The organism is Pseudomonas sp. Pse35 (assembly GCF_024519715.1).
Lineage (GTDB): Bacteria > Pseudomonadota > Gammaproteobacteria > Pseudomonadales > Pseudomonadaceae > Aquipseudomonas > Aquipseudomonas paracarnis.
This window is the reverse complement of sequence record NZ_JALJRP010000007.1, coordinates 24,559-39,327: the sequence shown is the minus strand read 5'-3', so window position 1 is coordinate 39,327 and position 14,769 is coordinate 24,559. Positions and strand designations below refer to the sequence as shown.

The following is a 14,769-nucleotide window of genomic DNA, read 5'->3' as shown; positions in this document are numbered from 1 at the left end:
AGACTTGCCGATGCCTGACTCAACGCCTGTGCGCGACGATTACCGCCACTTCCAACCGATCACCACGCGTTGGCACGACAACGATGCCTACGGCCATGTGAATAACGTCACTTACTACAGCTTCTTCGATACAGCCGTTAATACCTACCTGATCGAACAGGGCGGGTTGGATATTCATGACGGTGAAGTGGTGGGGTTTGTGGTGAGTTCGGCCTGCGATTACTTCGCCTCGATCGCTTTTCCCGAGTGCATTGAGGTCGGTCTGCGGGTGGGCAAGCTGGGCAATAGCTCGGTGCAGTATGAGCTGGCGGTATTCAAGGCGGGCGAGGAGGAGGCGCGTGCGGCGGGGCGCTTTGTCCATGTGTTTGTGGACCGAGCCTCGAACCAGCCAGTGCCGATTCCGGGAATGTTGCGCGAAGCGATGCAGCGGCTGCTGGTTTGACGCACCTACAAGCAATACAGACCAAATGTGGGAGCCGGGCTTGCCCGCGATGGCGCAGTATCAGGCAGTACGTCTAAACCTGATTCACTGCTATCGCGGGCAAGCCCGGCTCCCACATCGGATTTGTTCGTCAGAGCGCGGGTTTATCAGTCGCGATAACGATGCTTGTTCTTGCGATGCCCATAGGCATGGCCGCGACCTGGGTGGCCATCGCGGTAGTAGCGACGATCATCACGGTCGCGATCGCGGTAATGGCGGCTGTCGCGATCACTTTCGTTACCCATGTAGTTGCCTAGCGCGCCGCCCGCGCCACCGCCGGCTGCGGAGCCGATCAGTGCACCGGTGCTGCCGCCAACGCTGCGCCCTACGACGTTACCGCCGGCTGCGCCCAGTGCGCCACCAATGGCGGCTTCGCCACGGCTACGTTTGTCGGCGCCGACTGCACTACCGCCTGCGCCGCCCAGGGCCGCGCCAATGGTCGAACCGGTGTTGCCGCCCAACTGCTGGCCGACAACAGAACCTAGTACCCCACCCAATGCGCCGCCTACACCGGCTTCGGTGGTGCCGCCTGCCATGGCTGCGCCACTGACCAGGCCAAGGGACAACAAGAGAATCGAGGAGAACTTCATTCAGGGAAACCTCAAGGGATGACGGCGCGATCCTGAGGTTGTATCGAGGCGCTGACAATCGAAATCCGACCGGCGGCAGAGGTTGTATACAATTTGCTAAGTTGCTGTTTTGTATGGGGAACTTAAGTCGTTTTTACGGGTCTTTAGCTACTTCGGAACGGCCGTTTTTATGCAAAAGCGGCCTTTTTTTGTGCCTGCAGAATGTGCGGTGCTTGTGCTGGCCTCTTCGCGGGCAAGCCCGCTCCCACATCAGATCGGTCCACACAGTCTCAATGGTGAACCCATCCCAGTGTGGGAGCGGGCTTGCCCGCGAAAGCGTTAGTTCAAGCAACACATATCTCGGATCGAGTCAGGCCGAGCGCGCCATGATCAACCCACTCTCACTCGCCGCCTCCAAGCGAATCGCAACAAACTTGGACGTTGGCGTATGGCTACCGTCGCCAGTGCTTTCCAACGGCACCAACGGGTTCACTTCGGGGTAGTAAGCCGCCGCCTGCCCCGCCGGAATATCAAATGCCAGCAGCGTAAAGCCCTTCACGCGGCGCTCACGACCGTCTTCCCACAGCGACACGATGTCTGCCTTCTGCCCCGGCTTGAAGCCCAGGCGGATGATGTCGGCTTCGTTGACGAACAGCACGTCACGCTGGCCTTTGACCCCGCGATAACGGTCGTCCAGGCCGTAGATGGTGGTGTTGTACTGATCATGGGAGCGCATTGACTGCATGATCAGGTCCGGCACCCGGCCCGTGGCGTGGGTGCGCTCGTGGATCAGGTCTTTGGGCAAGATGTTCGGGCGGAAGTTGGCGCGACCTGACGGAGTGTTCCAGCGCCGTGCGCCGGCGGAGTTGCCCAGATAGAAACCGCCTGGATGCTTGATCTTCTCGTTGAAGTCCTTGAAGCCTGGGATGGTGTCGGCGATCAGGTCGCGGATGCGCCCATAGTCGGCCACCAGCCAGTTCCAATCCACGGGCTTGCTGCCCAGAGTGGCGGCAGCAATGCCCGCCAGGATCGCCGGCTCGGACTTCATCAGTTTCGACAGCGGTTGCAGTTGGCCGTTGGAGCCGTGGACCATGCTGAACGAGTCTTCCACCGTCACCGCTTGCGGGCCGTCGGCCTGGATGTCGATGTCGGTGCGGCCCAGGCACGGCAGGATCAACGCATCTTTACCGTGCATCAGGTGGCTGCGGTTGAGCTTGGTGCTGATCTGCACGGTCAGGTCGCAATTTCGCAGCGCTTCAAAGGTACGCGTGCTGTCTGGCGTGGCTTGGGCAAAGTTGCCGCCCAGGCCGATAAAGACTTTGGAGCGGCCTTCAAGCATGGCGTGAATCGCTTCCACCACGTTATGGCCATTGTCGCGAGGCACCTGGAACTGGAAACGACGCTCCAGCGCGTCCAGAAACGCCACCGGTGGGCGTTCGTTGATGCCCATGGTGCGGTCGCCCTGTACGTTACTGTGGCCACGCACCGGGCACAGCCCGGCACCTGGGCGGCCGATATTGCCGCGCAGCAGCATCAGGTTGGCGATTTCCTGGATGGTCGGCACCGAGTGGCGGTGCTGGGTAATCCCCATCGCCCAGCACATGATTACACTCTTGCCTTTGGCGTACATGCGTGCCGCTTGCTCGATCTCCACCAGGGTCAGGCCGGACTGCTCGACGATCTCCTCCCACGAGGTATCGTCGATCTGACCCAGGTATTCCAGGACGTTGGCAGTGTGCTCATTGAGGAAGTCGTGGTCGAACACCGCTTCCTTGCCTTCGGCCAGGGCTTGGCGTTCCCACAGCAGCAGGAACTTGGCCATGCCACGCAAGATAGCCATATCGCCACCCAGCGCCGGGCGGAAGTAGGCGGTGTTGGTCGGCTTGTCGCCGTTGGTGAGCATTTCCAGCGGATGTTGCGGGTGCTGGAAGCGCTCCAGGCCGCGCTCTTTCAGGGGGTTGATACACACCACCTGAGCGCCGCGTTTCACCGCTTCGCGCAGCGGCTCGAGCATGCGTGGGTGGTTGGTGCCGGGGTTCTGGCCCCAGACGAAAATGGCATCGGCATGTTCGAAGTCATCAAAGGTTACGGTACCTTTGCCCACGCCGACACTCTGCGCCAGGGCTACGCCGCTGGCTTCGTGGCACATGTTCGAGCAGTCCGGGAAGTTGTTGGTGCCAAAGGCGCGTACGAACAACTGGTACAGGTAGGCGGCTTCGTTGCTGGCGCGGCCCGAGGTGTAGAACTCGGCCATGTTCGGGCTGGGCAGCGCGTTGAGGTGCTTGCCGATCAGGTCGAACGCCGCATCCCAACTGATGGGCAGGTAGCGATCGGTCTCGGCGTCATAGCGCATTGGCTCCGTCAGGCGGCCCTGGTACTCCAGCCAGTAGTCGCTTTGCTCCAGCAACGCCGTGACGCTGTGCTTGGCGAAGAAGGCCGCATCGACGCGGCGCTTGGTGGCTTCCCAGTTGACCGCCTTGGCGCCGTTTTCGCAGAACTTGACCATGCCGCTTTCCGGCGAGTCGCCCCAGGCGCAGCCCGGGCAGTCGAAGCCGCCGTTCTGATTTGTCTTGAGCATCATGCGCAGGTTTTTGAGGGCGTTGTCACTGGTCAGCCAGGCTTGCGCCACACTGATCAGGGCGCCCCAGCCACCGGCTGGGCCTTTATAGGGCTTGTAGCGTGGGGTGGGGGTCTGGTCGGCTTGGTGGTGAAGGCTCATGGCTGGTGCTCCATCGCAGGGCTATAGACCCGTGGCGCGCTTTTTTGCGGCAGGTGGATGAGGTTGAGGTTGTGCCGGCGTGCCCATTGCAGGGCCAGGCCGGTGGGCGACGACAGGCTGACCAGGGTCTGGATACCCGCGCGCAAGACTTTCTGAATCAATTCGAGGCTGCAGCGGCTGGTAACAATCGCCAGGCCGCCGTCGGTCGGAATCTTTTGGCGGATCAACGCGCCAATCAATTTATCCAGGGCGTTATGCCGGCCGATGTCTTCGCGACCCATCAGCAATTCCCCCTGGCTGTTCATAAAAACCGCCGCATGCACGGCGCCGCTGTGCTGGCCCAGGGGTTGGAACGCGCTGATACGCTGGCGCAGGCCGTCGAGCCACTGCGCCGGCGGCAAGGGCGCGCCGGGCAGTACCTGGAGGTCGGGCAATGCTTGCTCTACCGCTTCCACGCCACACAGGCCGCAGCCGCTGGTGCCCGCCAATTGGCGGCGTTGCTGCTTGAGGTTCCAGAACGCACGGCTGGACACCTGAACCTGGGCGTACTGGGCTGCGCCCGAACCGCTGATTTTCAGGTCATAAATATCGTTAACGTCGGTGATAATGCCGCTGCCGAGGCTGAAACCTACAATGAAGTCTTCCAGGTCCGTAGGCGTCACCAGCATCACCGCCTGGCTGATATCGTTGTAGGCAATCGCCAACGCCACCTCTTCGGCCAGCGCAGTGCTGGCGACTTCAGTGTGTTCAAGATTGCAATAGTGATAGCTCTGGCTGGCGACGGGCGCGGTCGATTCGAGAGCGGGCGCCGCGCAGTGAGGGCGCTTGGCGTTCATGGGGCAGTACCACCGGCGGATTGATCAGTGATTAGACTAGGCGCGACAAAGGGTCGCGTCTAATCGCCTGTATTGATCTATTGATAGAGGGCGTCGATCAAGGTTCACCCGCGTTTTCGTCGGGCTTATTCCAGGCAGGGGTGATTGCGATACTTTTGAGTCTTTAGCCAGTCTGGAACCCAAGTCGGCAGGACTGGTCTAGTCTTGGGCATCTGGAAATTAAATCCCAAGGAGAGCGCACCATGAGTATTTTTAGCTTTATCAAAGAAGCCGGCGAAAAGATTGTCGACCTGTTGACGCCGGGTAATGCGAACGCCAGTGAGCAGTTGAAGGAGCATGTGAGCAAGGTGGGCCTGGGTAATCCAAACGTGCAGACCACGGTGGATGGCGACAAGGTCACGGTGACCGGTGAAGTGGCCACGCAGGAAGAGAAAGAAAAGATCCTGTTGGCGCTGGGCAACATTGCCGGCGTGGCAAGTGTGGATGACCAGATTACTGTCAGTGGTCCAGTCGTGGTGGCTTCACGCTTTGTTGTTGTGAAAAGCGGTGACACTCTCAGCGCAATCTCTAAAACGGTCTATGGCGACGCGAATAAGTACAACAAGATTTTCGAGGCTAACAAGCCACTGTTGTCGCACCCGGACAAGATCTACCCGGGCCAGACACTGCGCATCCCTGAGTAATACGCAGGATAAAATGAGCAAGCTCGCCCTTTTGTAGGAGCGAGCTTGCTCGCGAAAAACTCACGGGCACCGCGTTTATCCAGGAAGCACGCGTTATCGTTGACGTTTTTCGCGAGCAAGCTCGCTCCTACATAAGCCCGGTAATGAGTTCTCGATAATCCCCGACGGCCGCAAATTCCGCGGTGTCCTTTGAGCCTTTTTTGCTATCAGGTTCTTTCACTGCCAGTAAATGTCCCACGCCGAAATCCCGGGCACTGCGCAGGATCGGCAAAGTGTCATCTATAAACAGGCTACGGGCCGGGTCAAAGTGGATATCCGCTTGTAAGGCCTCCCAGAATTGCGGGTTTTCCTTGGGGAAACCGTAGTCGTGAGAGCTGATCAATCGCTCGAAATACGGCGCCAGTTCAATGCGCTCCAACTTCAATGACAGCGAATCACGATGAGCGTTGGTGATCATGATCACGCGCTTGCCGGCCTGTTTGATCGCCGCCAGGAAGGTATCGGCATCCGGACGCAGGGCAATCAGGTGGGCGGTTTCCAACTTGAGTTCGCGCACCGGGATCTTGAGCTCGGCGCTCCAGAAATCCAGGCAATACCATTGCAACTGTCCGGCGTTACGCTCGAACAGTGGCTGCAACTCCATCTCGGCCATGGCTCGGCTTACGCCGTGCAGTTCGGCATAGCGTTGCGGCAGGTGTTCCATCCAGAAGTGGTTGTCGTAATGCAGGTCGAGCAGGGTGCCGTCCATGTCCAGCAGGACGGTGTCGATAGCGTGCCAGGGCAGAGAGGGCATGGTGGGGTCTCATGTAAGTAAAAATATCCGACACAGACAATCGGAAAAGCCACGGTATAGTAACCCGATCACGCCAAGGAGCCGTTTATGCGCCAGAAACCCACTGTCCTCGCCCGCGAAATAGTCGCCAGTAGCCGTTTGTTCCGCGTGGAGGAAGTGCAATTGCGCTTTTCCAATGGCGTTGAGCGGACCTATGAGCGTCTTGTCGGGCGTGGCACGGGCTATGGCGCCGTGATGATTGTGGCGATGATCGATGAAGATCATGCAGTGCTGGTGGAGGAATACTGCGGCGGCACTGACGAATATGAATTGTCGTTGCCCAAAGGCCTGATCGAGCCCGGCGAAGACGTGCTTGCAGCGGCAGACCGCGAACTCAAGGAAGAGGCCGGCTACGGTGCACGGCAGTTGGAGCACATCACCGAGCTGTCATTGTCGCCCGGCTATATGAGCCAGAAGATCCAGGTGGTGTTGGCTACCGATCTCTACGAAGAGCGTCTTGAAGGTGATGAGCCTGAACCAATGCGGGTAGACCGGGTCAACCTGCGTGAGCTGTCGGCGCTGGCGCAAAACGAGCAGTTCAGCGAAGGTCGCGCCCTGGCTGCGCTGTATCTGGTGAGAGACCTGTTGACCCAGCGTGGAGCGTTCACCGCATGAGCGAACTGTTTTTAGGCCACCCGTTTATCGCACCGGTCATTGAACTGGCTCGGCAGGCGGGTGAAGCCATCCTGCCGTACTGGCGTGCCGAGGTAGCCGTGACGTCCAAGGCGGATGATTCTCCCGTGACGGCTGCCGACCTGGCTGCCCATCATCTCATTCTCGCAGGCCTCACCGCGCTGGACCCAAGCATTCCAGTGCTGTCTGAAGAGGACGCCGATATCGATCAGAGCGTGCGTGCCGGCTGGCAGCGTTGGTGGTTGGTGGACCCTCTGGATGGCACCAAGGAATTCATTTCTGGCAGTGAAGAGTTCACCGTCAATATTGCATTGATCGAACAGGGCCGCGTGGTGTTCGGCGTGGTGTCGATACCGACCACTGGCCGTTGCTACTTCGGCGGCGCGGGCCTGGGGGCTTGGCGGTCGGACGTCAATGCAGCGCCCAAGCAGATTCAAGTACGCCAGGCCCCGGCCTCGGGTGAGGCCTTTACGGTGGTGGCCAGCCGTCGTCATACCAGCCCTGAGCAGGAGCGCCTGCTCAATGGCCTCAGTGAAGGCTTGGGCGAGTTGAAACTGGCGAATATCGGCAGCTCGTTGAAGTTTTGCTTATTAGCCGAGGGCAGTGCCGATTGTTATCCGCGCCTGGCGCCGACCTCGCAGTGGGATACCGCAGCGGCCCAGGGTGTATTGGAAGGAGCTGGGGGTGAAGTATTGGAGTTGAATGGCAAGCCGTTCAGTTACCCGGCGCGGGAGTCGTTGCTGAACCCGTTCTTTCTGGCGTTGCCGGCCAAGGCGGCGTGGCGTGAGCGGCTGTTGACCCTGGCCAGATCTTAAGGCCACTGCAGAGCAAAATGTGGGAGCGGGCTTTCCCGCGATGGCGGAGTGTCAGTCATACAGCTATTGGCTGATCCACCGCTATCGCAGGCAAGCCCGCTCCCACAGTTGTTTTGTGTCATGGCTGCTAGCGATGCAGGACGTATTGGCCGGTAAAGACGACGGCACGCTCTGCACTGCCCTCATTCACAATCCACGTCTCCAGCGCCAACCGCGCCCGCCCATAGCGCTGATAGGTCGCCACAAAGCGCTTCCAAATCTTTTCATCCGGCGCCGCGCAAATGGCTGTCGCGTCCTGGGTCACCGGCAGCGGGTAGCTGATCTGCCCTTCCTGAATCACGATGTGCCCGTCTTCAATCCCGGCTTCACGCAGCTTCAGGTGCAGCCAACCCCAACCCGCCAGCACGGCGCCGCAGTAGAGGCTGCCGCCGAACATGGTGCTCTTGTGGTTGATATTGGCCTGCAAGGGCAGGTGCAGTTGCAGTTGGTCGTGTTGCCAGTCGAGCACCCTGAGGCCCATTTCCCGGGTGAGTGGGATGTCGTGGTGGAGGATGGATTCCAGGTAACGGCTATCACGGCTCATGGCGGCCTCTTTGTAGGTGGACGATGTCATTCGTCATCGGCGCTCTGGCCGGCACTGTCGGCGAAGTTCAGGCCGTGTTTGCGCAGTTTGTCGTGCAAGGTTTTGCGCGGTACGCCCAGGGCTTCGGCGAGGCTGCGCACAGAGCTGTGGGGGCGGGTCAGTTCGGCGGCGATCAGGCTTTTTTCGAACTGTTCGACTTGCTCGCTCAGGCCTCCGGGTGTGGAAGTCAGCACACCGGCGGCGGGGTGGTCCTGGGTGTTATCCAGGGCCAACTCCAGGCCGAGGGCGAAACGCTCCGCGGCGTTTTGCAGTTCCCGCACATTGCCCGGCCAGCTGTGGCGTAGCAACAGCGCGCGCTGGCCCGGTTGCAGTTCGTGCAAGGGCAGGCCGTGGCGGCTGCTGGCCTCGTCGGCGAAGTGCTGGAACAGCATCAGCGCATCTTCGCCCCGTTCTCGTAGCGGGGGGATGCGCAGCGGCGCCACATTGAGGCGGTAATACAAGTCGGCACGGAAGCGGCCCTGGTCGGCGGCCTGGCGCAGGTCTTCCTTGGTGGCGGCGATAATGCGGATATCCAGCGGGATCAGCTGATTGCCACCCAGGCGTTCCACGACGCGCTCCTGTAAAAGGCGCAGCAACTTGACCTGTACATCCAGGCTCATGCTTTCAATTTCATCCAGAAACAGCGTGCCGCCATTGGCAAACTCGAACTTGCCGATGCGGCGCTTTTGCGCGCCGGTAAACGCGCCGGGTTCATGGCCGAACAGTTCGCTTTCCACCACCGATTCCGCCAGCGCCCCGGCGTTGATCGCCACAAACGGGCCGCTGCGTCGGCTTGAGAGGTCGTGCAGGGCGCGGGCGACGACCTCCTTGCCTGCCCCGGTTTCGCCGAGGATCAGCACATCGGCCTTGGTCGCGGCCAGTGCACCGATTTGCTCGCGCAGGCGCAACATCTGTGGCGAGTGCCCTACCAGGCGCGTACTGAGTTGCTGGCGGTCGCTGAGAGCCAGGCGCAGGCTGCGGTTGTCCAGCACCAGCCGGCGCAGGGCCAGGGCACGGCGCACGCTGTCGAGCAGCGCGTCGCTGGCGAAGGGTTTTTCCAGGAAGTCATAGGCGCCGGCACGCATGGCTTGCACCGCCAGCGGTACGTCGCCGTGGCCGGTGATCAGCAGCACCGGCAGGTCGGGGTCCTGGCCGTGTAGTTCAGCCAGCAGTTCCAGGCCGTCCATGCCGGGCATGCGAATGTCGCTGACTACCACGCCCGGCCAGTCGCGGGACAGGCGTGCGGTGAGCCCGGTGGCTTCTCCCAGGGGCAGGACTTTCAAGCCGGCCAGGTCCAGGGTCTGGCACAGGGCCTGACGCAGGTGTGGATCGTCGTCGATCAATACCACCTGAATCGAGTTGTCGATACTCATACACTGCGGTCCTCGGACGGTTGCAGACTGACGCCCGGCGAGCCGGCGCGCAATTTCAAGGTTAACAGCGCGCCGCCCTCCTTGTGGTTGGCGAACAACAGTTCGCCGCCGAAGGCGCGCATCAGGGTGTCGCAGATCGCCAGGCCCAGGCCCAGGCCCTGGGTGCGCGTCTTGGTGGTGTAGAACGGCTCGCTGGCGCGGCCCAGGGCTTCCATGCAAAAGCCCGGGCCATTGTCGCGAATGTACAGGTTGACGCCCTGGGGCGTGGTTTCGGCACTCAGCCAGAGTCTGCGTGGCGGGCCTTTTTCGGTGAGGGCGTCCAGAGCATTGGCCAGCAAGTTACCCAGCACCTGGCGCAGACGGGTTTCACCGGCCTGCACCCACAAGGTCGCCTCTGGCAAGTCGCGAATCAACTCCACCTCCATCGAACGCCGACGCTTGGCCAGTAATGCCAGGGCGTCATCCAGTGCCGGTTGCAGGGCCACGCTCTCCGGCGCGTGACGGTCACGGCGGGCGAAGGCACGCAAGTGGGCGATGATCGAGGCCATGCGCCCGGTCAATTCACTGATCAGCTTGAGGTTGCCGCGGGCATCGTTGGTGCGCTCATGGTCGAGCAGGATCTCGGCGTTTTCGGCATAGCTGCGAATCGCCGCCAGTGGCTGATTCAGTTCATGGCTGATACTCGCCGACATGGTGCCCAGCGCCGAGAGTTTACCGGCCTGGACCAGATCATCCTGGGCGCGCACCAGTTCTTGCTGGGCATGCTCGCGCTCCAGCACTTCCTGTTTAAGGCGCCGGTTAAGGCCCTCCAGGTCGCTGGTACGCTCGGCCACGCGCATTTCCAACTCGCGGCGGGCCTTGGCCTCGAAGGCGATGCGTTCCAGATAGTGCCGGCGGCGCTGCATCAGCAACCCCAGCAACAGCATCAGCACCAACAACGTGGCACCGCCCACGGCGACGACCGTGCGCACCGGGCGGTTGATCAGCGAGCGCGGCGCGAGGATTTCCACGTTCCAGCCGGTCTCGGCGATAGCTGTGGACTGGCGCAGCCAAGCGCTGCTGCTGAGGCTCAACGGCTGCGGGTCGCGGGTGGGGTAGGGCTGGATAGCAATGATGGCCTGGCGTTCTTCGGCGGTCAGTGGCCGCGTGGCGCGGAATCGCCATTGCGGGCGCGAAGTGAGGATCACCACGCCGTTGTGGTCGGTGACCAGCAATTGTTCCGGGGTATTGCCCCACAGGCTTTCGGTGTGGTCCAGGTCGACCTTCACCACCAGCACGCCGATGACGGTATCGCCGTCACGCACCGCGGCGGCGAAGAAGTAGCCGCGCTTGGCCGAGGTAGTGCCCAGGCCGAAGAACCGGCCGAGGCGCCCGGCCATGGCTTCGCTGAAATACGGACGGAAGGAAAAGTTGCGCCCCACAAAGCTGTCTTGTTTGTCCCAGTTGGACGCGGCGAGGGTCTTGCCGGTGGTGTCCATCAGATACATCACCTCTACCCCGGCCTGGGCGGCGACGTCCTTGAGCAACTGGTTGGCATTGACCAGGTGGGTGCTGACGTGGGGCGCGCCCAATGCAGTGCGCAGGGCCGGTAAGTCCCCGAGGATCTGCGGCAGTATTTCGTAGCGATGCAGGGTGCCCAGCAAGTTGGCGACGTAGAGGTCGAGGGTCTGGCGGTTTTGCCCGGCCAGCTCGCTGCGGTAATAGCGCTCGGCCAAATGCTCCAGCGGCCACAACAGCGGTGCCAGGCACAGAGCCAGCAGGGCGAGGCTGCGCCAGCGGGGTCTTCGCGGAAGGGGTGGGGTCATGGAAGTCGCGCCTGTGGGTACAGGCGCATTATGCCTAGTGCTGCTGTGCAAGACACTCGTGCAATGCGTCTTGCCACTGGGGCTGGCTGACGTGCCATTGCTGTTGCAGGCGGGTGCAGTCCAGGCGCGAGTTCAGCGGGCGCTTGGCGGGGGTCGGGTAGGCGCTGGAAGGGATCGGCTCCAGCTCGGCGCAGGCCTTGCCCTCGGCGCGCAGTTGCTCGCCAATGGCTTGGGCAAAGCCGAACCATGAAGTCTCACCCTGGGCAGTGAGGTGGTAAACACCCCAATCCCCTGCCTTACCGGCCTGCCACTGCTCGATCAGCACGCGGGTGCTGTTGGCGATAGTCCCGGCCCAGGTCGGCGCACCGATCTGGTCGGCCACGATGCGCATCTGCGGTTTTTCCTGCAGGAGGCGCTGCATGGTCAGCAGGAAGTTCTTGCCGTGGCTCGAATAGACCCAACTGGTGCGCAAGATCAGGTACTCGCCGCCTGCAGCCGCAATCGCCTGCTCGCCCGCCAGCTTGCTCTGGCCGTACACACCCAATGGGTTCGGCGTGTCGCTTTCGGTGTACGGGGCAGGTTTGGTGCCGTCGAACACGTAGTCGGTCGAGTAGTGAATCAGCGGGATACCCAACGCCTTGGCCTCTTCGGCGAGGATGCCGGGGGCGATGGCATTGATGGCGAACGCAGCGTCCGGCTCGCTCTCGGCCAGATCGACGGCGGTGTGGGCCGCAGCGTTGATGATCAGTCCAGGGCGATGGGCGCGCACTTGCCGGCGGATAAGGTCTGCGTCTGTCAGGTCAAGCTGGTCGCGGCCCAGGACGAGGAGTTCGCCCAGGCCCTTGAGCCGCTGTTGCAGCTCCTGGGAGACTTGGCCGTGTTGGCCGGTGATGAGGATTTTCATGGGAACAAGTCAGCTTCCATCAGCAGTTTGCCGACCTGATCCTTGGCGGAGAGTTGCGGCGGTTCGGCCAGCTCCCAGTCGATGGCCAGCGTCGGATCATTCCAGAGAATGCTGCGCTCGGCGCTTGGCTGGTAGTAGTCGGTGGTTTTGTACAGGAACTCTGCGTACTCACTCAACACCACGAAACCATGGGCGAAGCCTTCCGGCACCCAGAGTTGGCGATGGTTCTGTGCCGACAGGCGGACACCCACCCACTGGCCAAAGTTGGGTGAGCTGCGACGGATGTCGACCGCTACGTCCAACACTTCACCGTAGGTAACACGTACCAGCTTGCCCTGAGTGTGTTCAAGCTGATAGTGCAAACCTCGCAGCACGCCTTTTTGCGAGCGTGAGTGATTGTCCTGCACGAAATTACGCTTGAGCCCGGTGGCTGCTTCAAAGGCGCGCGCATTGAAGCTTTCGTAGAAGAAACCGCGTTCGTCGCCGAATACCTTTGGCTCGAGGATCAGTACGCCGGGTAGTGTGGTTTCAACTACATTCACTGGGTCTCTCCGGCAAGCGAGTAGAGGTATTGGCCGTAGCCGGTCTTGCCAAAGTACTTGGCGCGCTCCAGCAGATAATCACGATCGATCCAGCCATTTTCATAGGCGATCTCTTCCAGGCAGGCCACTTTCAAGCCCTGGCGGTGCTCGATGGTCTGAACGTAGGTCGAGGCTTCCAGCAGGCTGTCATGGGTGCCGGTGTCGAGCCAGGCGAACCCACGGCCGAAGCGTTCAACGTGAAGATCGCCACGCTGAAGGTAGGCATTGTTGACGTCGGTGATCTCCAGCTCGCCGCGTGGCGAAGGCTTGACCGCCTTGGCGATCTTGATCACGTCGTTGTCGTAAAAGTACAGGCCGGTCACGGCATACGGTGACTTGGGCTTTGCCGGTTTTTCTTCGATGGAAAGGGCGCGGCCCTCTTTATCGAAATCAATCACACCGAAGCGCTCCGGGTCTTTCACCCAATAGCCGAAAACAGTAGCGCCCGAGGAGCGCTCGGCTGCGGTGCGTAACTGATCGCCAAAATGCTGGCCGTGGAAGATGTTGTCCCCCAGAATCAGGCACACCGCGTCATCACCGATGAACTCTTCGCCAATGATAAATGCTTGAGCCAGCCCGTCCGGGGAAGGCTGTTCGGCATACGTGAAACGCACGCCAAACTGGCTGCCGTCTCCCAGCAGGTTTCGGTACTGTGGTAGGTCTACCGGAGTGGAAATCACCAGAATGTCCTTGATGCCTGCGAGCATCAGCACGGATATCGGGTAGTAGATCATCGGCTTGTCATACACCGGCAACAGCTGTTTGGACACTCCCAACGTAATGGGGTGTAGGCGAGTGCCGGAGCCGCCAGCCAATACAATTCCCTTCATCATGCGATTAGATCCTTCAAGTCGGTGTTGCCCAATCGTTCTCCCTGATAACTGCCGTCCTGGACCCTGCTGCACCATTCCAGATTATCGAGGTACCACTGTACGGTTTTGCGCAGGCCGGTCTCGAAGGTTTCTTCCGGGACCCAGCCCAGTTCGCGTTCGATCTTGCTGGCGTCGATGGCGTAGCGTTGGTCGTGGCCTGGGCGATCCTTGACGAAGGTGATCAGGTCAGTGAATTTCTCCACACCGGCTGGGCGTTGCGGCGCCAGTTCTTCCAGCAGGGCGCAGATGCCACGTACCACGTCGATGTTCTTCTGTTCGTTGTGGCCGCCGATATTGTAGGTTTCGCCCACAACCCCAGTGGTGACCACTGTGAGCAGCGCACGGGCATGATCCTCGACGAACAGCCAGTCACGCACCTGCAGACCATCGCCATACACCGGCAGTGGCTTGCCCGCCAGGGCGTTGAGAATCACCAGCGGGATCAATTTTTCGGGGAAATGGAACGGCCCGTAATTGTTCGAGCAGTTGGTCAACAGCACCGGCAGGCCATAGGTGCGCTGCCAGGCGCGTACCAGGTGGTCGGACGCTGCCTTGCTCGCGGAATACGGCGAGCTCGGTGCGTAAGGCGTGGTCTCGGTGAAGAGGTCGTCCACGCCGTGCAGGTCGCCATACACCTCATCAGTGGAGATGTGGTGGAAACGGAATGCGCTTTTTGCCGGCTCTGCCAGCTTCTGCCAATAGGCTCGCGTGGCTTCCAGCAGGCTGTAGGTGCCAACGATGTTGGTCTGGATAAAATCCGACGGGCCGTCAATGGAGCGGTCGACATGGGACTCGGCCGCCAAGTGCATGATCGCATCGGGTTCGAAGCGTGCGAGCAAGGCGCTGACGGTGACCTGGTCGATGATATCGGCCTGGACAAACTCATAGCGGCTGTTGGACGCGATGCTGGTCAGCGACTCGAGGTTGCCGGCGTAAGTCAGCTTGTCCAGGTTGAGCACCTCGTGCTCGGTGTGCTGGATCAGGTGGCGGATCAGGGCTGAGCCGATAAAGCCAGCGCCGCCAGTAACGAGAATGCGCATATCG

At 61.0% G+C, this 14,769-nt stretch carries 15 protein-coding genes; 4 read left to right on the top strand and 11 right to left on the bottom strand.

Annotated elements, in window-relative coordinates:
- The first annotated feature begins 10 nt into the window (after positions 1-10).
- On the top strand, positions 11-442 hold the full coding sequence (locus OC445_RS08600; protein ID WP_054896645.1) for an acyl-CoA thioesterase: 432 nt from the start codon (positions 11-13) through the stop codon (positions 440-442).
- A gap of 146 nt (positions 443-588) precedes the next feature.
- On the opposite strand, the gene OC445_RS08595 is transcribed toward OC445_RS08600, so the two are convergent.
- The 3 genes from OC445_RS08595 to fdhD all read right to left on the bottom strand — a co-directional run bounded on the left by OC445_RS08595 (position 589) and on the right by fdhD (position 4,605).
- On the bottom strand, positions 589-1,071 hold the full coding sequence (locus OC445_RS08595) for a glycine zipper domain-containing protein (RefSeq protein WP_034125502.1): 483 nt from the start codon (positions 1,069-1,071) through the stop codon (positions 589-591).
- A gap of 349 nt (positions 1,072-1,420) precedes the next feature.
- Positions 1,421-3,769: an FdhF/YdeP family oxidoreductase gene (locus OC445_RS08590; protein WP_198790443.1), complete on the bottom strand. Its 2,349-nt coding sequence runs from the start codon at positions 3,767-3,769 to the stop codon at positions 1,421-1,423.
- Complete coding sequence (gene fdhD, locus OC445_RS08585) at positions 3,766-4,605, bottom strand: formate dehydrogenase accessory sulfurtransferase FdhD (protein WP_003187702.1); 840 nt, start codon at positions 4,603-4,605, stop codon at positions 3,766-3,768. The genes OC445_RS08590 and fdhD overlap by 4 nt, the downstream gene beginning before the upstream one ends.
- Before the next feature lie 242 nt (positions 4,606-4,847).
- Here fdhD and lysM point away from each other — a divergent pair, with 242 nt between their 5' ends.
- Positions 4,848-5,288, top strand: coding sequence for a peptidoglycan-binding protein LysM (gene lysM / locus OC445_RS08580; RefSeq protein WP_032894105.1), 441 nt, complete (start codon positions 4,848-4,850; stop codon positions 5,286-5,288).
- Between the two features lie 127 nt (positions 5,289-5,415).
- On the opposite strand, the gene yrfG is transcribed toward lysM, so the two are convergent.
- A complete protein-coding gene (gene yrfG, locus OC445_RS08575; protein WP_057975362.1) occupies positions 5,416-6,081 on the bottom strand; it encodes a GMP/IMP nucleotidase in 666 nt (221 codons plus the stop codon).
- 87 nt (positions 6,082-6,168) lie between these two features.
- Between yrfG and nudE the strand changes: the two genes are divergently transcribed.
- Together nudE and cysQ are read left to right on the top strand one after the other, a co-directional pair.
- Positions 6,169-6,735: an ADP compounds hydrolase NudE gene (gene nudE / locus OC445_RS08570; RefSeq protein ID WP_014716485.1), complete on the top strand. Its 567-nt coding sequence runs from the start codon at positions 6,169-6,171 to the stop codon at positions 6,733-6,735.
- Positions 6,732-7,568, top strand: coding sequence for a 3'(2'),5'-bisphosphate nucleotidase CysQ (gene cysQ, locus OC445_RS08565; RefSeq protein WP_034125507.1), 837 nt, complete (start codon positions 6,732-6,734; stop codon positions 7,566-7,568). The genes nudE and cysQ overlap by 4 nt, the downstream gene beginning before the upstream one ends.
- A gap of 127 nt (positions 7,569-7,695) precedes the next feature.
- Here the strand turns inward: cysQ and OC445_RS08560 are convergent, their stop codons facing one another.
- Genes OC445_RS08560 through rfbB form a run of 7 tightly spaced genes read right to left on the bottom strand, consistent with a single transcriptional unit; the run spans position 7,696 to position 14,765 of the window.
- Positions 7,696-8,151 (bottom strand): thioesterase domain-containing protein, encoded by a 456-nt coding sequence (locus OC445_RS08560; protein ID WP_034125508.1) that lies wholly within the window; start codon positions 8,149-8,151, stop codon positions 7,696-7,698.
- A 26-nt stretch (positions 8,152-8,177) separates the two neighbouring features.
- On the bottom strand, positions 8,178-9,563 hold the full coding sequence (locus OC445_RS08555) for a sigma-54-dependent transcriptional regulator (RefSeq protein WP_262020060.1): 1,386 nt from the start codon (positions 9,561-9,563) through the stop codon (positions 8,178-8,180).
- Positions 9,560-11,368, bottom strand: a complete 1,809-nt coding sequence (locus OC445_RS08550) for an ATP-binding protein (RefSeq protein WP_105225420.1) — start codon at positions 11,366-11,368, stop codon at positions 9,560-9,562. The genes OC445_RS08555 and OC445_RS08550 overlap by 4 nt, the downstream gene beginning before the upstream one ends.
- Positions 11,369-11,402: 34 nt before the next feature.
- The gene (rfbD, locus tag OC445_RS08545) at positions 11,403-12,272 is read right to left on the bottom strand and encodes a dTDP-4-dehydrorhamnose reductase (RefSeq protein WP_262020059.1); all 870 of its coding nucleotides are present in this window, start codon (positions 12,270-12,272) and stop codon (positions 11,403-11,405) included.
- A complete protein-coding gene (gene rfbC / locus OC445_RS08540) occupies positions 12,269-12,814 on the bottom strand; it encodes a dTDP-4-dehydrorhamnose 3,5-epimerase (protein ID WP_047712353.1) in 546 nt (181 codons plus the stop codon). Before rfbC ends, rfbD begins: the two co-directional genes overlap by 4 nt.
- Positions 12,811-13,686 (bottom strand): glucose-1-phosphate thymidylyltransferase RfbA, encoded by an 876-nt coding sequence (rfbA, locus tag OC445_RS08535; RefSeq protein ID WP_003187717.1) that lies wholly within the window; start codon positions 13,684-13,686, stop codon positions 12,811-12,813. The genes rfbC and rfbA overlap by 4 nt, the downstream gene beginning before the upstream one ends.
- The gene (gene rfbB / locus OC445_RS08530; protein WP_057975365.1) at positions 13,683-14,765 is read right to left on the bottom strand and encodes a dTDP-glucose 4,6-dehydratase; all 1,083 of its coding nucleotides are present in this window, start codon (positions 14,763-14,765) and stop codon (positions 13,683-13,685) included. The genes rfbA and rfbB overlap by 4 nt, the downstream gene beginning before the upstream one ends.
- Between the last annotated feature and the right edge of the window lie 4 nt (positions 14,766-14,769).